We start from the raw sequence: 25,233 nt of genomic DNA, 5'->3' as shown, positions 1-25,233 counted from the left end.
CCTTACCTTTTCGCAAAGCTTGTGTTTTTCTTCCATTAGCTCGCTGCTCCTTTCTTTATTTACTATCTTCTTAGCACCTCAATAGCTGGGATTTGCTTATTGATTGTTACGGGTTGTTTACTTCTCTAATGTCTTTAACTTCTACGCCTAACGCTTCCGCTATCTTTTCGGCTGTCTCGTATAGGCAACTTTTACCGCCCCTAATACAGCTTATAGTTGCCCTTGATAGTCCGGTACGCTCTGCCAACTGAGTTGCCGTCATATCCTTATCAACTAAGATATGGCCTAGCTTGTATCTGTCTACCCTCATTTATTAGCTCCTTTCTTGACTATGTAAAATACAGCTTAATAACTGTATTTTTATATTACTACAACTATTTAACTGTGTCAATATGTAATTACAAGCTTTTTATTGTGTTTATCTTGTATTTACGATTTTAAAGTGTTATTATTAAATAAAAAGTAAAGGTAAGTAGGCAATTATGGGCTTTAATGTAGGCGAAAATATTAAGAAGTTTAGAAAATTAAAGGGTTTAACACAAAAAGAACTAGCGGAAAAATTGGGGATAACACAGCAAAGCGTTGCACAATATGAAAGGACTAATAAGTTGCCCAAATTAGAAACATTACTATATATAGCCAATGCCCTAGATATCACATTAAATGGCCTACTTTTTGGGGAGTCAGATTTAGAAAGTGAGAAAGCATTGGAAAAAGCCATGGAGGAAACGGCCAAATGGAATGATAAAATTATTAAAAGGGCATTGATTGAACATTACAATAAACTTAATAAATTAGGGCGTGAGAAAGCTGTTGAAAGAGTGGAGGAACTCACGGAAATAGAAAAATATACAGATCCGGACGAACAATAAAAGGATGTGCCTAAAAAGCACGTCGTTATTTAGAGTATGGTCATGGTGTGGTTGCCCTTTCAAACGACCCCCTCAAAAATGTTGGAAAATGTTGGTTTTATTTTGCCGTTACAGAATAAAAGGGTACTCACAAAGTTAGTAGGCTGCCCCTGTGGTTACTATCTTTAAGGGCAGATTCTACTTTTATGTGGTGTCCGCTTAAAGTACCACGCCGCACAACCCCCTTATTTTCGTTTGTAACGGCTTTTGGTTTCTGCCCTATATTTTTATACCTTTGTTCTGTTAAAACTCAAAATAGACACCATAGAATAAAAAATAGCCTATATATTTAATAGTGCCGTTACTCTTTTTCTTTGTAACGGTTCTATTAAGTGTATAGACCTTATACGCTTATATACGGCATTTCCTTAACAGCTCTATAGCCGGGAAACTTTGGAGGATTAAGAAAATGCCTGTTTATAAAGATAATAACAAAAAGGGATCTTGGTTTGTGTCCTGCTACTATAAGGATTACTTAGGTCATAAGAAACAAAAGGTTAAAAGAGGCTTTACAACAAAAAAAGAAGCCCAAAGCTGGGAGCGTGATTTCTTGGAGCATTACAGTAACCAGCCAACAATATTGTTTAAGACTCTATTAGATGTATATCTAGAGGATTACAAGGCTAAATACAAGCTATCAAGCTATTATATAAAAGAAAAGAATATACATTCCCATATACTGCCATATTTTGGGGAAACTCAAATAAATGATATTACCCCCAATATGATAAGAGAATGGCTCAATAATTTACAACCGAAACAAGGGGACACATTAAGCACCGAAACAAAAAACGGTATACTGCGTAATTTATCGGCTATACTTTCTTACGCTTGCAAATACTACGGCTTAGGTTCAAACCCTTGTAAATTGGTTGACGCTCTAAAAGATAATACAAAAAAAGAAAAGATATTTTTAACACTGGAGCAGTACAAAGCCTTTAAATCTAACATTACAGACATAAGGGATAAGGTTATATTTGATTTATTATTCTTTGCCGGTTTGAGGCGTGGCGAACTGATGGCCCTTACATTTGGAGATGTGGACATTGATAATAAACTGCTGCATATTAGTAAAACAAAAGGATATGCAGCAGGTAGCTATGTAACAACAACACCAAAGACAAAATCAAGTAATAGAGTTGTAACGCTTCCCAGCTTCCTAATAGATGAAATAAAAGAGTATAAAGAACATTGCCTTGATACAGATGCCACAGCCTCACTTCTTAACATCAGGAAGGAAAGCATAGAGTATAAAAAAGATAAGTATTTAAAGCTGGCAGGCTTGCCACACATGAGAATACACGACTTTAGGCATTCACATGTTGCTTTATTGGTTGAGATTGGAGAAAACCCGTTACTAATCGCTAACAGGTTAGGCCATTCAGACATTAAAATGACACTGAACACTTATGCACACCTTTACCCAAACAAGCAAAAAGAACTTGCCCAAAAGTTGGAAAATTTATAAAACATTATCATTTTATTATCAAAAACAAAAACAAGCACCTCGAAACCCTTTATTTATGGGCTTCTTGGTGCTGTTTACCCTCATCTGATATAAATAGTCCGCCAATATCCAAAAATCACTACGGAAAGCATCTATAGTCTCTCTATCCAGATATGCTATTTCAAATACATTGATCTTATAATCACTTACATAAGGCTTTAACTTCTCGTCTATTTCCAATAGTCCAAGCAGATTCTTCGGACATGTCCATTTTCCATCATAACCTAAGTATAATACCAGTGTAACTACAGGATATTTCTTAATATATCTATATTTATGTCTAGACTGTTTAGCATACTCTGCTCCATCATAGCTAATAATCCTAAGAGGCATCAGTCTATCTGGACTTGTCTGATTTTCAAGTCCAAACAAGGCTATGTTAATTCGACTGTTCTTCCAATACTTGGCTACATCTCTATCCTGAAAACGAACCTTACCATCAATCTTTAATACAGAGTCAGTCTTTATATCCTTTAGTGTATATTCTGACACCAGCCGTTCACCTTTAAATAATAGCACATTTAATATATCAGAAAATACATCATTATATCTTTCAAGCATCTTCTGGGTTATATCCTTTTCCTGCATATCTACTCCTTTATTATATCAAATAAATTTATGGGAATCTATGTTCTGATCAAACTTATGATAATCGATTTCTTTGTCCTATAGCCAAGTGGTAGGAAAGTTCCTATCCACTTGGCTATAACCTATATGAGAGAAAAACAAACCGGTGCACCGGTTCATACATGATGTTTAGAATTTTTAGATGAACTGGAATAGCCAGAGTAGAAAGTGCACTTTCCAAACAGATTTTAGATATCAAATCAAACATCATGCAAAAATATTTGATGGCTCTATTATACTAACTATAAAATTCTTGGCAAGTGACGATACTACGATTCGTAGTATCTCATGTATTTTCAGCATATTAGATAAATTTATTTTTAATTTTTATGTATTCTATCCAGCTCTTTATCGGCATATTATATAAATATAAGACTTCATTTTTGATATCAACAGTATAATAATAAACATCTGTTGCATTGTATATGTGAAGATATATTTTTATTATAAAAAATAAAAAGGCTGTTACACTAAAGAAAAAATCCCAATATAGCATTATCTTTTGCTATATGTTCATGTTTTATCTTAGGTAACAGCTGTATTTATCAATCAAAATCCTTTAACAAGTCATATTTTTTCAAAAGTTCATTTTGATATACCTTATCTGTATTAGCCCTTATTATATTTTCCAAATTCCCTTCTTTTGCCAATATTGTATTCAACCTGCTTATAACTTTTGCTCCTTTTTCTATTCCCTTTTCTATTCCACGAGCCTCAACTATATCAAGTACCTCACACATAATTAACCTCCTTTTCATTAACCTCATCTATTATCTCTTATCACCGGTCATTAGCATCAGAGAGTATTATATTATTATATCAAACAAAAGTATGGGAATCTATGTTCTGATAATGGTTTTATCACATATTACAAAAAATATACACACAAATAAGATCCTACATAAATATAATTATGTTTTTACCACATTAATAGAGTACTTTACTAATTTTGCCGTATGAAATAAACATACAAAATATTATAGATATATTTTGATATTTAATTTATAGATTAATTTAAATAATATAGAAAAGGCACCTTTCAGAAATCTAAGCTCCAACATCCAACTAAGATAAAAATTTTATTAATTTTTTTAATTCTTTACCATTAAGTTTTCTAACTCGATTTATTATATACTTTTCGATTTCAAGACTGATATTTCTTCTATTCCCCGATTGAATATATCTTTCCAAATTGTCTTCTATCATTTCTTCAACTTTTACACCAAATGCATCACTGATCTTTTGTAATACTTCCAAACTAACATTTGTATTAACACGCTCATATTTGCATACAGTTTGCTGCTTTACCCCAATAATTTCTCCGAATTCCTTCTGTGTCATCCCCATATGTAGTCTAAGTTTACGTATACTAATCATCGCATGTCCTCCTGTTCTTGTTTATACCTTAGAAACCTTGATTTGAATAACATGTATAAATTATACTACATTGTATAAAATATCACAACATAAAATTACTATATAAATAATAACTTTTCTTTTAATTTATTCAACGCATTGTAATATATGTATATAATTTTGTAAATATTTTTAATTTTATCTTACATTTAAGTTGTTATTTATCTAAACTTGATTTTAACATATAATGCTTACACTCTATTCAATCTCTGTCTCATGATAGTACATAAAATCATAGGTTTTTAATACATATTTCCCCTGTTATAAATCAGGCTACAACTAAATATGTTTTTACACAAAAAGCCCAAGTTTTCACTCAGGCTTAAACTAAATATATTCTTATTTTGCACTCTCAAGTGCTTTTCCTACTGCACGAATTATTCCTTTTGAACTATGTGTAGCACCACTTATAGTATCTACTTCTGTAGATTGCTTTTCAATAATCTCAGGAATAACATCCCTTGCATCTATTAAATACTCCTCATCATCTCCGGTATCCAATATCTTTATTTCAGTAATTTCTCCATCGGATATAGTCACCGACACAGTCATCTTTCCGCTGTATCCGGTAGCACTACCCTCATATATTCCATCTTTGTATGTTATTTCTGATGACAAGCTTGTCTCCGATGAAACAGTAGTCTCTTCTTCTTTATCTTCTGCTTCATAATTTCTTGCCGCCCTAAATCCAAATACGGCAAGAGATGTATAAATGGTACAAACTGCTATAGCAAAGACTATGCTTAAAACTCTTTGTTTTTTATGCTTCTTAGCCCTTAAAATAAGATAAATTATATATATAAATGCATACACAGTTAAATCAATCAGTGTATCCAGATGTCCATTCAATATAGATACACTAAATATCAATGCTATATGCACAAACAACAGTCCATAGAAAACATAAGAAAGTTTTTGTAGCGATTTCCATTTCTTTGGATTCATTTTTCTTCTGATAACCATAAAAGATGTGATAGTTAATGGAATCAAAAGTATTATCATTATTAGTGACAGTACTGCCGCAAATATTCTTACCGTATCCAGCTCGGATATATTTGTAAAGAGTTTTACAAAATAGTACTGCCCATAGGCTATATTGTGAGTAAGAGTAAATAATGCCGCTATGATCGCCATCTCACCTCTTGTACGTAGCAATAAGCCTCTCATTTTTACCTGTGGACACACCGATGCCACCATAACCAGAATAAAGAGAGCACCTGCTAAGGTGCCTCTTGTTAATACATTCTTTACAAGATAATCAACTACAAATGGCAACCCTTTCTTAGGTGCCATAACAGAAAGAATGCTAATTATAATAGTTGCAATGTAAAAAAATGTTGCATGTTTTTTTATAGGCTTTTCTAAAGCGGCAAAGAAAGCCAATGCCACAATCAGACATGCGACTAATCTCATTATTTTGTTACCTCAATTGTTAAATCAGGATATCCATCAGCACTAAGAACTATTGTATATGTTCCTGCTTCTGCAAATACCGGCTCATCCTTACCGTCTGAACTGTATTTTGCATCCAAATTTATACTTCCATCTTCATTGAATGCAACTTTTCCAAACTTTCTACCCTTACCACCCTTGTACTCTGTATCATTTACCTTAGCACCTGTAATAGCATTCAAATACTCCTTGATAGTAAGACCTGACTCATTCTCATCTAATGTCAGAGTATTGTTCTCAAAGTGGAATTGATCTGCACTCAGATTTGAATTGATAACAGCTGTAAAGCTTAAATCTGCATATTTGTCATTTGTAAATATGAACTGATATTTACCAGGTACAAACTCCTTTGGCAGACTCAATACACCATTCTCTTCTTTCACATTTGTGATATCTACATCCTTCTTTTTTGATACTGCTCTTCCTATAGCATACTTACTATCATCTGATGCGATTTCAAAATTAATCTGTGAACCGTCCTTAGTATAGTTTGTGCTCTCATCACCCTTTATACTGTAATTTTCAGGTACTAAAAGTTTACAGAAAAGATCTGTACCTATCTCAATATCATCAGCATCCTTAAGTAAATATGTTATCTTAGAAATTGTCTGTCCCGGAAGATCCTGGTAACGTAAATATGCCTGTACATTTCCATGATTCTCCGTAAATGGTGCTGCAGCAAGTGCAAGTTTTGACGGTGTAATCCAGATATTCTCAAGATGCTCAAGACCATATTTCTTGCCTTCCTTTGTTTCTAAAACAACACCTTGAACATTGTCTACTTCAAGTTCCAAGTCCTTTATATCAATTTCATAGTTTCCATAATTTGATGTAGTTGTAATGCTTGACTCCAAATCATTTTTAACAGTATTTCCAACTGTCTTTGAGAATGTACCGTCTGAGTTTAGTACCTTATACTCTGCCGGTGTTGTATCTGTAGTCTCTGTAATCTCAGCTACAAATGTAAGAAGAGGATTGGTTGACTCCTTCTTTTCTTCTATAGCCTTTTTAGCATCCTCATAAAGTGCCTTTGAAATAGCAATATTTACCTCTTTTACACCTGAAATAGTTGATCCGTCACCAACTACCTCTGACACTGCTGATCCAATTTTTTCAGCTTTTTTGTTTGTAACTGAACTTACAGCATCATAATTACCGTCGCTTCTGATATCTGCCGCTGCATCCGGTGCATCAAGCTTTGCTGTAAGCTTCTCCGGGTCAGCTTCAGGCTTCACATCATTGATCTCACCATAGTAATAATCAGCATATGGAATATTTATCTTTGCATAAACATAATTTTCATTGCCAATCTCAGACTTGATCTCTTTGCTAACCTCTGTCTGGCTTTCACTCTGCATAGTACTGCTCTCTGCTACTGTAGTAGCTGTGTCAGCTGCCTTCCCACAACCTGTTATCATTAATGCAAATGCTGCAGGTGCCAATATAGATAGATATCTTTTCTTCATAAGTCCTCCATGAATATAAAATAAATTTGATTTCCTATAATACTCATTTTGTTAGTATCTCCTAACTCAATTACAGAGTATTACATAAACCAATTACATTGTCAATTAATTTTTTATAAAAAAACTGACTCAGATAAATCCATGAATGTTACAGTTCAGGTATCCCTTTAGAGTTTTTGTTTTACAATCTAAAATTAAAAGTCTCAAGATATATAGTACCTGAACTGTATTCCATGAATCAGTTTCCACTATCCCAATAGTTCGCCCTTATATTTTCCGTTCTTAATTTTAAAAAAGAATTCACTATATCTATCAGAGTCAAATATCTCCAGTAACTCTTTCATATTCCAAATCAAATTTATACTATCTAAGTCTGACCTGTCTATCCAAAATACTCTTCCTTCCTCAGATGACTTTAACTTACCACTGAATTCATCAGCCTTATATAAGAGTACTAAGTATCTTGTCCCATCCTCCTGTATCCAGTCTTTGAATCCGCATACTATCGGATTTTCAATAATAAGACCTGTCTCTTCTCTCATCTCTCTGATAACAGATTCAAGTAAAGACTCATCATCTTCCACATGTCCTCCTGGAAACACCACACCCTTAGTCCCCTTCTTTTCCTGAACCAATACCTTATTCCCATCACAAATCAGGCACATATTGGTCAATTCTATCTCTGTTTTTCTGCTCAATTTTCCTCCAATATTTATATTAAAAACGCATGCTTTCTATAGCTTTATTTCAATGCATTTTTTAATAAGTTCTTCCATCTCACAATAGTTACACATAAACGATTTTATACTTGCTGATATCATCTCTTTTGGAGTTATTCTATCATAATGTATTACATAGCCGTTTCTTAATGCAAGCGCACGAATAAACTCCCTTTGACTTCTCCCATTCCCCTCTCTAAAAGGGTGCAAAGCATTGATCTCACCCAAATAATATGCCAGCCTTTTTATGAAACCGTCATTATCAAGTTTTCCTAAATAACTTTCCTTTTTAAGCTTTAAAAATATTTCATCAGCCTGAGGTCTAATAAATTTCGCATTGCAAAACATATGCTCTTTAGCAATATCTATAGTTCTTATTTCTCCGGACCACTCATATATATCTTGAAAAATATATCTATGTATATTTTGTAAGTGTGCTAAATCAAATCTTCCCTCAATAGGATCATCAAATAATTCCAACAGTCTGAGCATAGTAAGCTTTCTTTCAGCAAGCTTCAATTTTTTAACATCTCTTATGTCAAACTTATTTATCAAAATATCAGAATCTTTATAACAGTATTTTTTATCTGGCATACTAAATTTCTTTCATTATCTCTGTTCTTGCTTCATCAAAGCTTATCTTACCACTCTTGATTGCTTTTAGCATTTCTATATCATTGTTATCCAATTCCATGTTTTCAATGTTAAGAGTTGCAATCACTTCACTAATTTTTTCATCATCTGTATAAGGAACATTTCCAAACGTTTCTAAAATACAGTTTGTTTTTTCTGAAACTATAACTTTTTCTATTCCCATATATACCTCTTTTTTAAACTATTCTAATACTCTAAATATATACCGTCAATTCAAATCGATATATACCTGGTTTCAGGCACTTATTTTTTTATTTGCTTCCAATATTATGATCTCATCTAGTGAAACTTTAAATACCGCTGATAATACTATCAAATTATCTATAGTTGGCATGGTGCTGCCATGTTGCCATTTGTAAATCGCCTGTGGAGTAGCAAAACCGAATATATCCTGCAATTCTCTCACACTAAGTCCTGACTCTTCTCTAAGTCTCACAATATTTTTTCCTGTAGCTACCAAGTCTATGGTAGGAAAAATAAACATAACTCTTCCTTTCCGCTTCCGGATAGAAAAGAGTTATTCTTTCCTATTCAGAAGCCTTAAAATTATAAATCGGTTTCATTACCTCAATGATATCAACAGAATCTTTTATAACATCTATGATATCCTCAAGTCTTTTATATGCCATTGGAGCCTCGTCCAATGTATTTTCATTTATAGAAGTGGAATAGATTCCCTTCATAGTTTCTCTATACTCATCTAAACTTAAATTGTTTTTTGCAGCTGTTCTTGACATAAGTCTTCCTGCCCCATGAGGTGCTGAATAGTTCCAGTCAGGATTACCCTTACCAATTGCCAAAACGCTTCCATCCCTCATATTTATAGGGATCAAGACCTTCTCACCGCTATGTGCGGCAATAGCACCTTTTCGTAAAATCATCTCACTCACATCAATATAGTTGTGTATAGTATGGAATGACTCAAGATTCTTCATTCCTGTTCTCTCAAGTATAATTTCTGCCATCAATTCACGATTTCTTTTCGCAAAGTTTTGACAAATCTCAACATCATGTAAATACTCCTCCAAATATTTTCCCGAAACATAGCATAAATCATCAGGCATGCTTGTTTCCGACTCATACACATGCCAATGAAGTGCTTTTAGTGCAGTCTGAATCTCATTTTTTCTACCCTGCTCCTTATAAGTTCTTATTATCTCATCTCTTTTTTCAAAATAAGCATCATACCCTCTATCTAAGTTTGCCGCCAATCTCTGATAATACTGTGCAACTTGTTTTCCAAGATTTCTTGATCCTGAATGTACTATCAAGTATTTGCATCCGTCACTTGCCTCATCAATCTCTATAAAGTGATTTCCACCTCCCAATGTACCAAGTGAACGCTCAAGTCTTCTTGAATCTCTCAAATATCTGAAGCAGTTTAACTTTGTTAAATCAAAGTGCTCCTGTCTTCCCTCCCATACATTCATTCCTGATGGAATATAATGAGCAGCCTCATCTACTTTTTCAAAATCTATTTCCACTTTTCCAAGTTTTACCGTGTACATTCCGCATCCGATATCCACTCCGACTATATTTGGAACCGCCTTTTCCTGTATAGTCATTGTAGTACCTATAGTACATCCCTTTCCGGCATGAACATCAGGCATTATACGTATTTTTGATCCTTCTGTTATTACATAATCGCACATTCTTCTTATCTGCTCTATTGCCTCAACCTCTACAACCTTTGCATAGCATATGGCTGTATTTACTCTACCTTTTATTTCAATTCTATCCATATCTTCTCCTTTACATCAAAAAAAACGCCTACCCATTTAGAGTAAGCGGCCTCAAAAACATTTATCTAATATTAGCATAGTATCACCTATGCCTATAATTATACAAACAATTCTCTCGTACTTGACCTATCTCTAATGAGTTCACCAAAACAAAGCCCTTCCTAGACGGCATACTAAGGAGTGCGTAATCACAGCGTTCAATATTAAAATAGTCAAAACGATTCATTGTTCTCATGTCTTTTCCTTTCCGGGCACAATCTGCCCATATTTCTTTATCGATAGAATAACATAGTAAAGTGCTTTTGTCATTATACCGGCGGTATAAAAAGCGCTCTAAATCTTACAATTTAATTACCGATTTATAGTCTTTATGTATGAAAACACTTCAGGCTCTACTCCGATATTATCTCTAATCCACTGTACGGAATATTCAATATCATATGAGGTATTATATCCGGGTATCTTGGGAATCCTTATATGAATCTTATCCTTTGACACTTTGTTTCTAAGCTTCAACAAATTTTCAATCATATTTTTATTGTCTGTTTTTGTATAACTCTTATAAATATCATTATTTATATCCTTTATATCAATAATCCATTCATCCATATCATACAATACCGGTTTTATATTATCCCAGGGAACATTAAGTGAAGTTTCTATTCTTTTTGCCCATCTTTGGTCTACCATAGTGCATACCTTATGAATATATTTTGATTGTAGTAGAGGCTCTCCACCGCCAAAGACAACACCTCCTCCACTCATCAAATAATAAATATCATCCTTCCTTAAAATCTCTATCAGCTCCTGAGGGGTAAATACTGCATTTTGAACTCCAACAAAAGGTTTTTGGGACTTATGGCAGAAATCATTTATGCAATATTCACAGTAAAGAGGGCAATCAAAAAATACTACCAAAGTAGCTATTCCGTTTCCGTCTGTTCCCATCCTAAGTCTTGAAATAGATAAAATATCTCCAAACATTACTCTACCTCCTCAAGACCAAGCCTTGGAATCCTTTGCTTTTCTTTTGGAATCTCTGATAACTTCATACTTAAATACCTTGCTTCTTCATCACATTTTTCACAGGTTCCGGCACAGGCACCCACATAGCTGCACTCCTCAGAATTAAATTCTATACTGTTCATCTGTGCCAGTTTAAATCTGTATTCACGAAGTGTATTGCAAATTTTCTTTCCATCTATTCTGGCTACCGATCTATATATCGTATCCTTGGTATATGTATTACTCTCCATATAATTTGGAATATATACCATACCCTCAATAAGATACATACTTGCTATATTTACATCTCCAGTCAAGTATCTATTTTCTAAAATATCATTTTTATTTAGTACTTTACCCAATGGAATATATGACTTTGAAACCAAATCAAAGTAAGACTCATTTTCTATTTTACTTATACTATCTATTACAATCGGAAAAATCTCCTCAAAGTAATTTTGGACATCTTCTAAAAGTCCGCCAAAATTCTTATACTCATTCTTTAAATAATCTTGAGTATCTATATAACAGACTGATTTTACACCTGACAGATCTGAAAGCATATCCTTATGAATATTCATTCTTGCCTTTCCTTCAATACTCCAGGGTGGACTTGCCCAAAGGTGAATATTCATATGATGCTTTCTGTTTTTTATAATATAATAAGGGTATAAACTTGCAGGATTACCGTCAGTCAAAAATAAGATATCATCTTCCGACCTTAACTTGTAATAAAGTTCATCTGCCACATCTTCTAAATCATTATATACTCTACTGCCAACCCCCATACTCATGCCAAGACCAAATGACTTATGTGGACATATAAAGCATTCATATTCATCTGTAACCTTACTCCCGTCAAGACAGACCACTAACACTAAGTGCTTATATTTTTTTAATATAGGATTTCCATAATGCCATAATATACCGCTATCTGTTATTACTACTTTCATTTCTTATTTCCCCTGATTTTGAAAAGCACCATAAAATTCATATGTATCCATTTGCTGTAATCCTGATACCTGACCATCTCCCATTTCCATTATTATAAGATTGCCATCAGTTTTCCTTGCCAAATCTATAGTCACAAAATTGCTTTCTATCTTGCTTGCTATTGATTCAATCCATACATATTCATCTTCCGATATATTTACTTCTTCATTCTCACTCCAGTAATTATCTGCAATCAATATTTCACCCTTGAAAACAAACACCCTGTATTCTTCACAAATCGGCATACCACTGTCTTTATGATTCCCTATAGATTTAAGGCTTTCAAACTTTCTAAGTACAACACCACCTTCAAGATTACTGCCTTGTCGGTTAATAAAATTATTGATTATTTTCTCAGTATTTTCCTTGTCCCGGATATCTTTTATAAAACAGGCATCATACCACTCATGTTTTCTACTTTTTACATAGTCTTTGATAATAAATGCTCCCCCTAATCCATCTGTTAGTTTTAAAGCATCTTCTATATTCTTTGACTCACTCCAAATACTAAAAGGAGTAAACCTTTCAAAATCTTTGTACCAACCGGGTAAAAGATGATATTTTGCATACTCCTTTGGAGTATTTATAAGCTGTATTCCTCTTTCAAGCAGCAAATTATAAAAGTTTTCATACATATTTGGTGACATCATCCATCCCCTATATATTGTCAAACCTTTAATATCTTCACCATAAAGCGACAGTTTCCCAACTTCCAAGTCTTCATAGCTAAATAATGCACAGGAATGACTCAAGCCTGCTGCTTGATATTCTTCCATATAATTCTCATCCACGCTCTTTTTATTTAACGGATGACTGCAAAAAATAAAGTTTAAATTTTTAGCTGTTTCCAAATTTTCTTTTCTCATAAATACCCCCTAAAGAATTCCTGTTTTTATCTTCTTTAGTATAAATAAAAAGCTGTACATTAAAAATGCCAGCTTTCTTGTACCTGTATTATATTTCTAATATCTACTTATCAATTTAACAAACTGTCAATCCACTCTCTTTTTTGTAGTTTAGATTTCCATTTCTCAGGTATATTACCATAGCCATAATAAAGCCCGGCAAGCCCACCTGTTATGGCTGCTACAGTATCAGTATCATCACCCAGATTTACAGCTTTTAAAATAACTTCCTCATAAGATGACGTATTTATCAAACACCATATCGCAGCCTCCAGTGTGTACACTACATATCCTGTGCTTCTTATCTGATCCTCAAATATATCTTTAAATTCTGAAAGTGAAATAAGTCTGTTATAATTGTCAAGCTCACTCTTAGTACTTTCACTATAATACTTAAATGCATTGTCTACTCCTTGCTGTAGCCTTTCTGTTAATTCTCCATCTTTATCTAAAATAGCTTTTACTAAAAAATAATATATCCCACAGGCTATTTTACTTCTTAGATGTGCATGTGTCAGAGCTGAACAATTATGTATAATATCTATCGCTTCATCATCGGGTAATTTCAAGTTTTTTTGCTGTTCAAATATGTACAAACATATAGGTAGAATTCTCATAAGTGAGCCGTTACCGTTATCCCACTCCGTTTCACAACCCGATTCCAATGGTTTCGCTCCGGTACTATACTTCATAATAGCTCTAGAAGTGGCTATTCCTATATCAAAGACTTCATCAAATGGCGTATAAGCTCCATACATACACCAATCGTGGAATCTATCCATTATATCCTTATAATCAATTTTACCCTTATCTCTGATACTTGCAAGGGTTGCAATCGCCATGCTGCTATCATCCGACCATGTACCCTCAGGCTGATTGTATGTGCCATATCCTCTCATATCTATTACAGGATCGAACTTTCTATCTTCTCTTGAAGTAAACTCCACAGGTACTCCCATTGCATCTGCAACGATCACACCATACATTCCTGATTTCCAAATATTATCCATTAATTCACCTCCTACTCCTGATAACAACAATATATTACATATCTATCTTAAAAACGGTACTCATCCTTTAAACCTAAAAGCTGACTCCATCTTGCAGAAATAAGCTTTGCATAGAAAATACTTGCCAAGCCATAGCAGCCAAGTGCATATGCATCATTTATCTCTACCAATAATGTTTGCCCCTCTTTTGTAACACATATGTCCATACTACAGGCTACAGACCTTTCATCCCATTTGACAAATGCTTCCAGCATAGAATCCAAAACTTTAAAGTCATAATGATACTTATAGCTTTTTCTGTTTCTATCCAGTAATAGTCCATATGGTCTGACATCAACTATCTCATCATATAGTATAAAGCATCTCCACTCTGCACATATATCTAAAGGCTCACTTACAAGCACCTCATAATCTTCAGAATAGTTCCCACAGCCAACAAGATCGGAAATACTGCTTATTATTTTTCCTGTAAAGACTTTATTTCTTATCGGCTTAACAAAATAACCGGCTGACCACTTTTCTTCACTTCTTGAAATACTGTTTATAGTATCCTTCCAAATCTTCCTTCCAAGAAATGGCTTCAAAGCATCAGGATAATCCGGTATCCTCGGTGTAATTCCAAATTTAGCAAATATACTATTACATTGACCAATATAATCCAGCACAATATCTTCTCTTGTTACTTTATCATAAATCTCATCAATCTTGTGATATGGAATAATCTCCGCTCCAAGTTCTCTAAATCCGTACATGGCATTTGCAATGTTTGCACTGTGAGGAATTTCCATTTTCATTTCATTTTCAAATTTTGTTTTTAAATAAATCTTTCCCATACCCCCCCTTTATATCTGATTAAACAATCTCATTGTCGTGTCTGGACCTCTATTCCCCTTTTGTACTTTCGTATCACTTCCTACAAATGAGTTTTTTGAAATACGAATAGTGTATAACCTGTCTTTAAACTTTTCCACTGCATTCTCATTGATTACACCACAAGCCACGCTCATTGTAGAATCCAGTATTCGTTCTATAGTTCTACCCTTATTTATCACAGAATCCACCAATATTACATTCTTTGTTTTTGGACGGATGAACTCCCCGGCTTTTGGATCATATAGTTCAAATTGGCAGTCTAGAGCATAGTATAGGCCTATTGCCATAAACATACCTCCTCTAAGTATTCCTACAACTGTGGTATCACCAGTAAACTGATCCTTTATTTGTTCTCCCATTGCCATACCCAAATCCATATGTGCCTTAGCCAATATAGGTCCACTAATGCCTGAATCAGATTTTGTAATAGATATAAGTTCTTCTATTTTCTTATCTTTTTTGATCTCAAACAATATATATTCCCTCCAAATCTCTATTTTTAAGAGAGCTACTCAAAGTTCCGTCCGGTTTAGATATAAGAAATGCCTCATCAGCTCTTTTTAACATAAAATAATCATTCAAGCTATCTCCAAAAGCCCTTACTCTTCTATGCATTTGTAGATATTTGGTAATAAAAAATTTGGTGTCTGCAGACATTTGATGCCCACCAAATACCGGCCTTCCTATTTCCTTAGAAATATTTTCCCATATATCCATCTGCCCTGATGTCAATATAAAATCAGCAGACTCAAGTACCATATTATTATATCTAATATCAACCTTCGGAATATGTCCAAGATCTTTTATATATTTTATCATATTTTCATGGTGGTTAAAACTCTGAAAACCGGTATAAAAATTCCCATCAAATATATTTGTTTTATATCCAATCAGAGTACTTGAGTCCTCCCTTATCAATGTCCTATCTCCATCTGTAAGAACAATATTGTAAAAATCACAATTTGATAAAATATCATTTGCTACTTTTTTTGCAAAGTCAACACAGCTAAAACCCTTTAAGACAGCCTTTACAAAAGAGAATATTGTATCTATATTTTCAAAATATCCCTTATCCTGATTGTCGATAACATAAAAATCTTTATCATGCTCATGACAATATTCCCTCAATTTTTCTATTTCATACTTCTGCCATTTTTCAACATCAAATTTTAAATACTTACTATTTTTAAAAGATTTTTCCATTCTTGACTTCAGTACTATAGGATCAATATATAAATATAAAAAGACATCATAGAGTTCTCCATCTTCCTTTGTAAATACTATCTTATCTCCAAACGAATAATGCCCATCCATGATAAAATCATCTTTTTTTATTAAACTCTTTGCCAATTCAGTTCTTACAGCCTTTTTATACATTTCATCCATTTGATAAAATTTCGGAGCAATATCTAAAAGTAAATCACTTCCATTAAGGGCTTTTATACCCTCTATCCTATCCAGTATATAAGTCTTACCTGCACCGGGCAGTCCATATAAACCTAATCGCATATCATCTCCTTATAGCATTTTGTTCTATCAAAATCCAAATATATTTTTTCAAGCTCAATTATTTTAATATTACTATCTGATATAGCCTTCAAATCCACACAGTTTCCACATAAAAATACCTTTCCATTAGCAAAAAAGAAATTGTTAATGCCTGCCCCACACAGTCCCCCATACATAGTGCAATCATAGCCTCCCATACGAATATTCAATCTCTTCTTTGCATTACCCAAGAAACTGTTGAACTCATCTAGGGAAATACCATATTCTCCAATCATCCTTGAAAAAGTGATTCTATTATCAAATCTTTCAAAAAATTTAATCGTAGCTTCTTCCTCCTTTATCACTTCTTTGCCTACAGTGCAGTTCATACTTGGATACCTGCCTGTAACCTGCTTATAGAGTTCTATTTTATCCATTACCATTCTATGTGTATTACAGCGATACATATCATGTATTTTCTCAATTCCATCTATTGAAAATCCTAGATTAATTCTGTTTTCTTCAAAGAACTTTATCATGTCCGCATTCAGTAAAAGTCCATTTGTAATCGAATATGCCATAATTTCCCCATTTTTTATATAATCAGAAATGTATAATATATATCTTTTTAAATCATCGTATTCAAGCAATGGTTCTCCATTCCCTACAAATCCTATCTTGAAAAGCTTAATATCCTTACTTTCAATATATGAAATAATATTATCCAAAATCTTTATCACATCCATTGAAGATTTCTTAATAGCATCTTTTTTCTCATGAAAATGACAGTATTTACAGTTCAAATTGCATCTATTATTTATTGAAATACATACCCTATCTATTTCCATTATCTTTTCTACTCTTTCTATAGTCTTTTATCATAGTTCCTTTTTTCTTGTATTCATCTATCCAGTCAATATAGGACTTACCATTCATATCCACAATCTTTGTATCAGCACCCGCCTCAATCAAAATATTTCTTATATCTTTGGTTTTATTTTCAAAATGACCATTCATACATGCTTTCATAAGTGCAGTAAAACCATTGGCATCCTGTTGATTTATGCTGGTTCTTTCATCTTCACATAATACCTTTACAAACTTCTCCATTCCATGCCATGCAGCAATCATCAGTGGCATATTGCCTTCATTCTTTTGCCTTAGCTTTTCACAACCATAAGGATTTCTACTGCCTACATTTGGATTTGCTCTACATTCAACCAACAAAAACCGGAACATATCATAATCTTTTACCTGTATTGCATGTGAGAGTGGTGGGAAATATCTCCTTGCATTATCTCTTTTATTTATATCCGCTCCCAATGATATCAGCCATTTTATTTTGGCTTTTCTTTGACTTATAGGCTTTGACTTTGCTCTTATGGTAGAAATAATCAATGTATATCCATCTCTCATACATGCATTTACTTCATCTACACTTAGATGACCCATACTTTCATAAGAATCAGCAAAAAAATCATTTATAATATCCAGCCTTCCGGTATTTATAATCAGCTGTTTTGTAGCCATATATTTTTCTAAATGTAATGCTGATATGTTCTTATCATTCTTTAGACATACCGAATAGTCTATATCATTCGTTATAATATCCACTTTGGCATGGTATTTTTTTGAAGCCTCATTTGCAATAAATATAATCTTCTCATCATTTTTTATATTTTTATTTGCACCTGTATATTCCATTGATACAATCTTATCACCATAACTTATCCCTCTAAGTATCTCCCAAGCCTTTTTTCCATATGCTGATGTTTTATTATCCTTAATTCTATTTAACTCATTTACTACGACTTTAGGAATAATTACCTTATTGTATTCCTCATTCAGCTCATCTATAAGCTGAACATTCTTAAGTAGTGCTGAAGTATCTATTACAACTATCTTTTCTCCTCTTAAAAACTGTTCTATTTGCTCATCCGACATATCAAAAGCTTTACAATACCTGATAGCATACTCTTTTAAAGTTTTTTCAGTTCTTTCACCATTTTCAGCACGAGATAAAGAAGACTTTTCAAATATTATTCCCTCACATTTTTTTATCTTTTTTACCATATCCTCTAAACTACATTTATGTTTTTCTCTAAGTTCTTTCATCTTTAAGCATAAAAAAGGAATCTCTTTTTGCTTTTCTACCATTTGCCACTCCTTTCTTTCATATAGCTATTATATAATCTGTTATTTTATCTTCAATATTATCAAGGAATAATGCAACGAATACGCCTATATTGCAACGGTAGTTAGGCTTTTTCAATACAAAAAAGGCATTCATCTAAGAATGCCTCCCAAGATATATTTATCTTTTTAAAAATCCCATTACCATAAGTAATATAGAAAATACTGATCTTGAAGTAAGTATAAGTATCACTGTAGCTATATTTGACAAATGAAATAACAAGTTATTTATCATACCATTAGACGAACACATTCTCAAAGCGAACCCTTTGCCTATAGGCCAAAACAGCTTCTCACGCTTTCCGTTAAATGCATCAATAACCATATGTGATGCAAAGCCTATACTAAAATATGGTGCCACATCCGGAAAAATCATGTATACAAAAAAGCTAAGACCAAGTAATGCCAGTATTGAGTGCATAAATGATCTATGTGGCTGTTTCATCCCAAAAATACATATTCCTAAAAAAGCTAATGTTCCTATAATGATTCTAGCAATATTGCTGTCTGCCATCAGTCTATTATATATACCTACATGAAAAACTGCATCTGCAATCACCACTCCCACAATAGCACCCATAGCCAAACCTATAATATGATCCACTTTATTATGAGCATCAGATGTTCCAACATCTATATCGCTGATAATACCTCCAAATCCTGCTACTGCTGTGCCTGCAACCAATATTGCGAGGCTCTGTGGCCTACATACTGCAAGTCCTGCCGCCATTCCTACTGAAAAATGTGTCTTACCTAGCATCATTTACCTTTCTAATAGTACATTTTATTTCTCACCGGCTCCAAGAATTTTATTTACAAGTAATCCTATCTCACCATTTTCATCTTCAAGATTTTCTTTTTTCCAATCCGAAATATTGCTTATCACTTTACAATCTTCGGTACTTAATCAAACAGTTCCCTAATCTTATCTTCTAATTCACCATTTTTTACATATTCCAATGTATCACAAAGCCTAATATTATCTTTTTCAATCTTTATTCTATCGCTAAATCCAAGTATATATCTTCGGCAAATTTGATAGATAATCTCTGTTGGTGCACATCCATAAACCTGATTTGAAAATATATGGTTCAATCGTATAGTTTCATCCGGAAAGAGTTCCTTCATTTTATTGCTTTGAAAAAGTCTTTTTACTATTTCTGTTATATACATACCTGATTTCATATAGAGGTCTGCAAATGTAGAATCAGGATTATCAAAGCATCCCGGATTTTCTTTTTCAAGCATATTTACCATATCTTTTACTACCAGTTTCGGTGTAAAAATCTGATTTGTCCTTTGAGGTGGTATATAATCAAATATATCACCGTCACTTGATTCACTAAAATAATCTGCCAGTTCAGCTCTTTTCTTCATAAATTCTGCAACTGCATCATTAAAAACCACCTCATCAAAAAGATGTCCTTCAAAATACTTTTTATGTGCTTCATCCCTTATATCATTACCTGATTCATCCTTTTCATAGTAGAATCCTCCGTCACGTAACATGCGAAACTGCGCTAATGTAACGCCCTCATCACTTTGTGTACTTCTTGTAACCTCAAAAAATACATCTTCAGGAACCAATGAATCAAAGTTTTCCAGAGTTGTGTTCTCATCACCATATGCCATAAGAAATGCCGGAATAGTTCTTGAAAAGCCTCTTAAATGATCCCTTATACTGCCTTCAATAGACTCCTTCTCTTTATTCAGCTTTTCAGTCTCTACAGTTTCTACTATATCATAAGTCATGCTTTTAACTGTATCCTCACTATCAAGCTTGTCCTTAATATCATGTACCAATTGATTGTAGATTTCTATTTTTCTATTATTGTACTCTTCATCAAGCTTACTTATATCTATCATTGAAGCACCTCTATTTTGTGCTTCGACTATTTTTTCTTCCTTCTCCTTTTCAAGTTTATTTGCGTTTATTGTATACTCGCCGTATTTATGTTTTACGATAACAGATGTCTTATTGTGAATATCTCTTTCAAGCTGATTTTGTGTAGACTTTTTCAAATCATTACCATATTTCTGTTTAACTGTTTCCATCATGATATCAGTTAAAGGCTTACTGAACTTCTTTTGTAACTCATCAAGTTCGTTCTTTTTCGGTTGTGGATTAGCTTCACGATCCTTTACAATCTCATCAGCCATATTTTCTAAACCTGTGCTTACAGTTGAATATATCTTTTCACCGAACAAATCCTTTGCAGTTCCTATCACTTGTTCTTTAGATATTTCCACATTGCCTTTATCATTGATACATAGCTCAACACTTGTATTTTCATCTATATTCACTCTGTTCAATGTCGTCGGTTCTTCTATTGCCTGCATATTGTTTATAATATCAATAATTTCTCTTGGTGCTGCAAATATACCTGAAACATTCGCAAATAAGAAATTTGACATAAAACCACGCTCTACAACCTCTTTTGCATATATATGTCTTGGAATAGAAAGTACAGATTCTGCATCCAAAAGCATCATCTCACCACTGTCGTCCTCACCATATACCGGAAAGAAGTTTAACAATGCCTTTATATTGTGTTTTCTTATATCAACATCCATATTATTACCGGAATATTGTGGAATTAAATCATTTGCAAACTTTTCAAAAATATTAAGTGTACGAGCCGGGTCAAAGTCAAATACATATGCATTCTTTTTTCTGTAAAATCCACCATTGCTACCTTTGAATAAACATGGGTTTTGTGCACGAAATGCAGCCTGCATATATAGTGAAGGTGATGACATATTTGACAGCATCAATACTGCACTCCACTCCTTTATAGTAACACCTGTAGTAAGCTGTCCCACTGAGAGTGTAATAGTCTTCTCATATTCTTTTATTGCTTCTGTAACACGATCAAAAGACTTACTACTCTCACTCTCGTCATCCAGCTTTCCATTACCTGCTGCTATAATCACCTTATATTCTCTAAATATCGGATGTAATTCGAGTTTCTTAGCTAAAGCCTTAACACTTGCCACTCTATTTAAGAGCCAAAAGGTATGCTTCAGTTCATTTCTCAATTCCTCTGTTGAAAATGGAAATTTCTCTTGTTTTGTCAATGCATCTAAGAATTTATCCACATCGGTATCATGTACAAACTTACCTGATTCATTTGTCGCAAAGAACTCGTTTAAATCAAAAGCGTACTCTTCCATATTATTATCAAGCTCTATACCTTTAGTCAGCTTATCTTTTATAATATCTGACATTTGATAGGTATACAGATTCAAACATGGCAAGTTTTCATATGGATTCTCCAACTCATCCTTCTGATCCCAATCCCTCTTCTTTGCCTGTTCATCAGCATAAGTCCAGTTGTATATAGCATCTTGCGGAAATTTATCATTTGCCAATGCCTTAAACGGTGTTCCTGAAAGATGTAGGGTATGGCTTCTTCTAATATGATCAAAAGCTATATCTGTCTTATAAGTGTCCACACCCTCATGTGCTTCATCTATTATAAGTATATCCCAAAGTATTCCCTTATAGTTTCCTTTTTCATCCCTTGTATCACTAACTTCCATAAGCTTGTCATACTGACCGCCAAAATATATAGAACCTTTGAGATCTTGTAAACTGACAAACTGTATGCATCCTCTGTCATCATTATCTTCTTTACTTACTTTATATACATATTCACTGCGACTATATACATACTTCTTATCCTTGATTCCATCTACATTGCTGACAAAATAAAGTCCTGACTCAGTACCAAGAAATGTCTCATAATCTGAATACCATGAGTTAGCTATAGCCGGACGATTCGTCACTATCAAAATATTTTTAGCTTTCATTCTCTTACATAAATCATATGCTGCGAGAGTCTTACCAAAACGTGGCTTTGCATTCCAAAGAAATTCACCATCTTTATGAGAATTGAAATATTTCAAAGTCATCTCAACTGCATCATTTTGCTCATCTCTAAGTGTGTATGGACATGCTGTGTCTGTGGCATTATTTACTACTCCATGATTTTCTGTAAAATCATTATAATTTAACTTTGCAATATTAGGATCTATTTTAAACCATTCTGTACTGCTTTCTCTTTCAAATCCCAGCTTCTTTAAATATAGATGAAAGTCTTTATCTGTAAAATTTCCAAATGGCTCAGTCCTATAAGTTGCCAGTAAATGCCAGCATATATTAGGCTTTAATCCTGCAGTATGTAGTTGTTCTGATATACGAACATTTACATCTCTTTCAGTGAATCCAATCTTTGTCCAGCCATTCTTTGATGGCACTTCAGGCAAGGTATATGCATAACACTGTGGGTTTACTCTTATAGCTGTCTTTATACTTATTGCTGCCATTAGGACATCTCCTTTACATGCGTTTCAATAAATTCAATTTCTTCTTCATCAAGGTCATATTTCTTATATAGTTGTAAATCTATTTCATGGATAGATTTACCCCAGTCAATATCTGAATCCGGTGTAAAATCTTGTAGTGGAACATATGCCCACTTAGGTCCAGGGCAATCTTGTGTTATTTTTAATATACCTAACATTGCTCTCGTAAATTTGGTATATATATATTTTTTAGTATTATGTGCTTCTATCTCATTATCATATTGTCCAATTCCAATAAATGTCTGTAAATACCCTACTCCTGGCTCAGCTATAATCGTGGATGAAAGTATTTCTCCAAAAACTCCTGAGCCATTAGCTTTTGCTTCCAAACAAGTATATTTATCTAATGTTCCACTCAAATCAATAATATAGTCTCGTCTTATATATTTAGATGTTCTCTTCCCATTTTCAAGACCTATCATTTTAATATATTCTTTTCCATCATTTGGAATATTATTAGTAAAAATATCTGAAAGAGCTACAAATGAGCTACTCCTTAATCTTGGTATTAGTCTGGGATTTTCTCTAATCATTACATCAGATACTTTAAAACTAAGTGGTGATGAAATAATTTCATCTAAGTACTTTACTGCTTTTTCCTTTACTTTTTTTAATATCAATTTCATTTCATTAAATTGTGTAAATGTACCAATAGCTCCAAAATCAGATTGAATATCTCTATATGAGATTACAATTCCTCCTTTTATAAGTGTATTTTTAAAAAATTTAGTACAGTCTGATTCATATTTTAATATTTTAAAATGTTTGTCATTTAACATCTTTTCATTCCATTTTTGAGGAGTATAACCTGCATTAAATAAAAATCGTGCTGGATGAATTAGCTCTACCTTATCGGCAATTTTATATGTGGCATCCATAAAATTATTATACACAGGTGGCATACGTGTACTATCCGAATCCGTAGGTTCTTGATACGGTGGATTTCCAATTATATAATCAAATACTTTCTTTCCCATTCTCATATCCTCCAGCTTTTTAAATAGTCTTGAACAGCCTCTTCTCCAGTCATATATTTTGCAGGGAATTGTTTTTTTTTCTTCCACTTTTGTATCTTCAGTATTATCAAAAAAAGATATTTGATAGAACTCTTTATATGGCTTTCCAAGTGGTAATGTGGCTTTTAGACCATCCATCTGCCATATATTCCACACTATCCTTTTTGCTACATCATTAAGCAATTTATCATCGGGTTCTTTTTTCCAACGCTCCTCATAGTAATCTGTGAATGTCAATAGCATATTGATTCTTGCTATTAAAAGATTATCGCCCTGATATTCGTAACCATATACCGATTCAAACGCTCTTAATACCCATTTAAACCAAGTATCATGTTTATCTGAATTTTCATTTACTACTCTAAGCTTTCTATCAAGTATACCTATCCTTCTTTTTGTAGGCTCTATAAATTCTCCGCTTACTACATCATACCTTGAAACTAAATATGGTGCCTCTCCACAAGTTATCTCAAGTCTTTTTGAATCCACATATTCTTGCCAGGTATTATTCTCAAACTCTACTTTTTCTTCTATAACCGTCCAAGTATTGTCATCATTTTCAATATTAAAAATATTCTTTCTACCAAACCATTCTTCATCACAGTAATTATTCATCTTATTGCAAAGCCAAGCAGGAGTAAAAACCTCAGCTTTCTTTTTCGTTCTGTCTGCCTGTGCTTCCAAAGTCTTCTTTATTCTTGGCTTTATAATATCAGCATGATAGACAAGAAATCCTGCACTTATTTGCTCATAATCCAAGAATCCTTCACCATACTCTTCATATGTATCAGTTGCCCATATTATATTTTTTTTTGATGTTTTATCCTGTAACAATACTTTCAAAAGAGAACTTATAGGATTAGCCTTTATATCTATTATCTTTTTCAC

24 protein-coding genes and 1 pseudogene are annotated in these 25,233 nt (G+C 33.3%); 2 read left to right on the top strand and 23 right to left on the bottom strand.

The window, feature by feature from the left end; genetic code table 11:
- Window positions 1-106 precede the first annotated feature (106 nt).
- Window positions 107-310 carry a helix-turn-helix domain-containing protein gene (locus tag D4A81_RS02385; RefSeq protein ID WP_111526104.1) on the bottom strand — a complete coding sequence of 68 codons (204 nt, stop codon included), beginning with the start codon at window positions 308-310 and terminating at the stop codon, window positions 107-109.
- A 172-nt stretch (window positions 311-482) separates the two neighbouring features.
- Between D4A81_RS02385 and D4A81_RS02380 the strand changes: the two genes are divergently transcribed.
- Complete coding sequence (locus tag D4A81_RS02380; RefSeq protein ID WP_111526103.1) at window positions 483-872, top strand: helix-turn-helix domain-containing protein; 390 nt, start codon at window positions 483-485, stop codon at window positions 870-872.
- A 448-nt stretch (window positions 873-1,320) separates the two neighbouring features.
- Window positions 1,321-2,379 (top strand): site-specific integrase, encoded by a 1,059-nt coding sequence (locus D4A81_RS02375; protein ID WP_111526138.1) that lies wholly within the window; start codon window positions 1,321-1,323, stop codon window positions 2,377-2,379.
- Between the two features lie 72 nt (window positions 2,380-2,451).
- On the opposite strand, the pseudogene D4A81_RS02370 reads toward D4A81_RS02375, so the two are convergent.
- The 22 genes and pseudogenes from D4A81_RS02370 to D4A81_RS13385 all read right to left on the bottom strand — a co-directional run.
- Window positions 2,452-3,006: pseudogene (locus tag D4A81_RS02370) on the bottom strand (Rpn family recombination-promoting nuclease/putative transposase); the annotation flags it as partial.
- 584 nt (window positions 3,007-3,590) lie between these two features.
- Window positions 3,591-3,785, bottom strand: coding sequence for a hypothetical protein (locus tag D4A81_RS02365; RefSeq protein ID WP_242977703.1), 195 nt, complete (start codon window positions 3,783-3,785; stop codon window positions 3,591-3,593).
- 325 nt (window positions 3,786-4,110) lie between these two features.
- Window positions 4,111-4,422, bottom strand: a complete 312-nt coding sequence (locus D4A81_RS02360) for a helix-turn-helix domain-containing protein (protein ID WP_111525304.1) — start codon at window positions 4,420-4,422, stop codon at window positions 4,111-4,113.
- 378 nt (window positions 4,423-4,800) lie between these two features.
- Window positions 4,801-5,874, bottom strand: a complete 1,074-nt coding sequence (locus D4A81_RS02355; RefSeq protein ID WP_111525303.1) for an FMN-binding protein — start codon at window positions 5,872-5,874, stop codon at window positions 4,801-4,803.
- Complete coding sequence (locus D4A81_RS02350) at window positions 5,874-7,379, bottom strand: hemoblobin-interacting domain-containing protein (protein WP_111525302.1); 1,506 nt, start codon at window positions 7,377-7,379, stop codon at window positions 5,874-5,876. The genes D4A81_RS02355 and D4A81_RS02350 overlap by 1 nt, the downstream gene beginning before the upstream one ends.
- 248 nt (window positions 7,380-7,627) lie before the next feature.
- Window positions 7,628-8,077, bottom strand: coding sequence for an 8-oxo-dGTP diphosphatase (locus tag D4A81_RS02345; RefSeq protein ID WP_330405114.1), 450 nt, complete (start codon window positions 8,075-8,077; stop codon window positions 7,628-7,630).
- Between the two features lie 36 nt (window positions 8,078-8,113).
- Complete coding sequence (locus D4A81_RS02340; protein WP_111525300.1) at window positions 8,114-8,692, bottom strand: Fic/DOC family protein; 579 nt, start codon at window positions 8,690-8,692, stop codon at window positions 8,114-8,116.
- Between the two features lies 1 nt (window position 8,693).
- On the bottom strand, window positions 8,694-8,915 hold the full coding sequence (locus D4A81_RS02335; RefSeq protein WP_111525299.1) for an antitoxin VbhA family protein: 222 nt from the start codon (window positions 8,913-8,915) through the stop codon (window positions 8,694-8,696).
- 72 nt (window positions 8,916-8,987) lie between these two features.
- Entirely contained in the window at window positions 8,988-9,236 is a 249-nt protein-coding gene (locus D4A81_RS02330; protein WP_111525298.1) for a helix-turn-helix domain-containing protein, read from the bottom strand.
- Between the two features lie 43 nt (window positions 9,237-9,279).
- A complete protein-coding gene (locus D4A81_RS02325) occupies window positions 9,280-10,494 on the bottom strand; it encodes an RtcB family protein (RefSeq protein WP_111525297.1) in 1,215 nt (404 codons plus the stop codon).
- A 351-nt stretch (window positions 10,495-10,845) separates the two neighbouring features.
- On the bottom strand, window positions 10,846-11,478 hold the full coding sequence (locus D4A81_RS02320; protein ID WP_111525296.1) for a radical SAM protein: 633 nt from the start codon (window positions 11,476-11,478) through the stop codon (window positions 10,846-10,848).
- A complete protein-coding gene (locus D4A81_RS02315) occupies window positions 11,478-12,452 on the bottom strand; it encodes a membrane receptor RagA (RefSeq protein WP_111525295.1) in 975 nt (324 codons plus the stop codon). Before D4A81_RS02315 ends, D4A81_RS02320 begins: the two co-directional genes overlap by 1 nt.
- Window positions 12,453-12,455: 3 nt before the next feature.
- Window positions 12,456-13,358, bottom strand: coding sequence for an ATP-grasp domain-containing protein (locus tag D4A81_RS02310; protein ID WP_111525294.1), 903 nt, complete (start codon window positions 13,356-13,358; stop codon window positions 12,456-12,458).
- A 110-nt stretch (window positions 13,359-13,468) separates the two neighbouring features.
- A complete protein-coding gene (locus D4A81_RS02305) occupies window positions 13,469-14,407 on the bottom strand; it encodes an ADP-ribosylglycohydrolase family protein (protein ID WP_111525293.1) in 939 nt (312 codons plus the stop codon).
- A 47-nt stretch (window positions 14,408-14,454) separates the two neighbouring features.
- Window positions 14,455-15,240 carry an ATP-grasp domain-containing protein gene (locus tag D4A81_RS02300; protein WP_111525292.1) on the bottom strand — a complete coding sequence of 262 codons (786 nt, stop codon included), beginning with the start codon at window positions 15,238-15,240 and terminating at the stop codon, window positions 14,455-14,457.
- Between the two features lie 9 nt (window positions 15,241-15,249).
- Window positions 15,250-15,753, bottom strand: coding sequence for a phosphoribosyltransferase (locus D4A81_RS02295; protein ID WP_111525291.1), 504 nt, complete (start codon window positions 15,751-15,753; stop codon window positions 15,250-15,252).
- Entirely contained in the window at window positions 15,746-16,789 is a 1,044-nt protein-coding gene (locus tag D4A81_RS02290) for an AAA family ATPase (RefSeq protein WP_111525290.1), read from the bottom strand. Before D4A81_RS02290 ends, D4A81_RS02295 begins: the two co-directional genes overlap by 8 nt.
- A complete protein-coding gene (locus D4A81_RS02285) occupies window positions 16,780-17,616 on the bottom strand; it encodes a radical SAM protein (protein ID WP_111525289.1) in 837 nt (278 codons plus the stop codon). The genes D4A81_RS02290 and D4A81_RS02285 overlap by 10 nt, the downstream gene beginning before the upstream one ends.
- Window positions 17,603-18,925 carry an ankyrin repeat domain-containing protein gene (locus tag D4A81_RS02280; protein ID WP_111525288.1) on the bottom strand — a complete coding sequence of 441 codons (1,323 nt, stop codon included), beginning with the start codon at window positions 18,923-18,925 and terminating at the stop codon, window positions 17,603-17,605. Before D4A81_RS02280 ends, D4A81_RS02285 begins: the two co-directional genes overlap by 14 nt.
- Window positions 18,926-19,082: 157 nt before the next feature.
- The gene (locus D4A81_RS02275; protein WP_242977701.1) at window positions 19,083-19,724 is read right to left on the bottom strand and encodes a metal-dependent hydrolase; all 642 of its coding nucleotides are present in this window, start codon (window positions 19,722-19,724) and stop codon (window positions 19,083-19,085) included.
- Between the two features lie 140 nt (window positions 19,725-19,864).
- Window positions 19,865-23,290, bottom strand: a complete 3,426-nt coding sequence (locus tag D4A81_RS02270) for a DEAD/DEAH box helicase family protein (RefSeq protein WP_111525287.1) — start codon at window positions 23,288-23,290, stop codon at window positions 19,865-19,867.
- The gene (locus tag D4A81_RS13385) at window positions 23,290-25,233 is read right to left on the bottom strand and encodes an Eco57I restriction-modification methylase domain-containing protein (protein WP_172621784.1); all 1,944 of its coding nucleotides are present in this window, start codon (window positions 25,231-25,233) and stop codon (window positions 23,290-23,292) included. The genes D4A81_RS02270 and D4A81_RS13385 overlap by 1 nt, the downstream gene beginning before the upstream one ends.

It is taken from the genome of Lachnoanaerobaculum umeaense, assembly GCF_003589745.1.
Taxonomy (GTDB): Bacteria; Bacillota; Clostridia; order Lachnospirales; family Lachnospiraceae; genus Lachnoanaerobaculum; species Lachnoanaerobaculum umeaense.
The sequence above is the reverse complement of the archived record's forward strand: the minus strand, read 5'-3'. Positions and strand labels throughout refer to the sequence as shown.

Excerpts from the sequence above, each read along its gene's own strand:
- D4A81_RS02270 (WP_111525287.1), bottom strand. The coding sequence starts at position 23,290 with ATGGCAGCAATAAGTATAAAGACAGCTATAAGAGTAAACCCACAGTGT.
- D4A81_RS02325 (WP_111525297.1), bottom strand. The coding sequence starts at position 10,494 with ATGGATAGAATTGAAATAAAAGGTAGAGTAAATACAGCCATATGCTAT.
- D4A81_RS02360 (WP_111525304.1), bottom strand. The coding sequence starts at position 4,422 with ATGATTAGTATACGTAAACTTAGACTACATATGGGGATGACACAGAAG.
- D4A81_RS02350 (WP_111525302.1), bottom strand. The coding sequence starts at position 7,379 with ATGAAGAAAAGATATCTATCTATATTGGCACCTGCAGCATTTGCATTA.
- D4A81_RS02385 (WP_111526104.1), bottom strand. The coding sequence starts at position 310 with ATGAGGGTAGACAGATACAAGCTAGGCCATATCTTAGTTGATAAGGAT.
- D4A81_RS02340 (WP_111525300.1), bottom strand. The coding sequence starts at position 8,692 with ATGCCAGATAAAAAATACTGTTATAAAGATTCTGATATTTTGATAAAT.
- D4A81_RS02320 (WP_111525296.1), bottom strand. The coding sequence starts at position 11,478 with ATGTTTGGAGATATTTTATCTATTTCAAGACTTAGGATGGGAACAGAC.
- D4A81_RS02315 (WP_111525295.1), bottom strand. The coding sequence starts at position 12,452 with ATGAAAGTAGTAATAACAGATAGCGGTATATTATGGCATTATGGAAAT.
- D4A81_RS02300 (WP_111525292.1), bottom strand. The coding sequence starts at position 15,240 with ATGGGAAAGATTTATTTAAAAACAAAATTTGAAAATGAAATGAAAATG.
- D4A81_RS02275 (WP_242977701.1), bottom strand. The coding sequence starts at position 19,724 with ATGATGCTAGGTAAGACACATTTTTCAGTAGGAATGGCGGCAGGACTT.
- D4A81_RS02365 (WP_242977703.1), bottom strand. The coding sequence starts at position 3,785 with ATGTGTGAGGTACTTGATATAGTTGAGGCTCGTGGAATAGAAAAGGGA.
- D4A81_RS02375 (WP_111526138.1), top strand. The coding sequence starts at position 1,321 with ATGCCTGTTTATAAAGATAATAACAAAAAGGGATCTTGGTTTGTGTCC.
- D4A81_RS02290 (WP_111525290.1), bottom strand. The coding sequence starts at position 16,789 with ATGCGATTAGGTTTATATGGACTGCCCGGTGCAGGTAAGACTTATATA.
- D4A81_RS02380 (WP_111526103.1), top strand. The coding sequence starts at position 483 with ATGGGCTTTAATGTAGGCGAAAATATTAAGAAGTTTAGAAAATTAAAG.
- D4A81_RS02330 (WP_111525298.1), bottom strand. The coding sequence starts at position 9,236 with ATGTTTATTTTTCCTACCATAGACTTGGTAGCTACAGGAAAAAATATT.
- D4A81_RS02305 (WP_111525293.1), bottom strand. The coding sequence starts at position 14,407 with ATGGATAATATTTGGAAATCAGGAATGTATGGTGTGATCGTTGCAGAT.
- D4A81_RS02280 (WP_111525288.1), bottom strand. The coding sequence starts at position 18,925 with ATGGTAGAAAAGCAAAAAGAGATTCCTTTTTTATGCTTAAAGATGAAA.
- D4A81_RS02310 (WP_111525294.1), bottom strand. The coding sequence starts at position 13,358 with ATGAGAAAAGAAAATTTGGAAACAGCTAAAAATTTAAACTTTATTTTT.
- D4A81_RS02335 (WP_111525299.1), bottom strand. The coding sequence starts at position 8,915 with ATGGGAATAGAAAAAGTTATAGTTTCAGAAAAAACAAACTGTATTTTA.
- D4A81_RS02285 (WP_111525289.1), bottom strand. The coding sequence starts at position 17,616 with ATGGAAATAGATAGGGTATGTATTTCAATAAATAATAGATGCAATTTG.
- D4A81_RS02355 (WP_111525303.1), bottom strand. The coding sequence starts at position 5,874 with ATGAGATTAGTCGCATGTCTGATTGTGGCATTGGCTTTCTTTGCCGCT.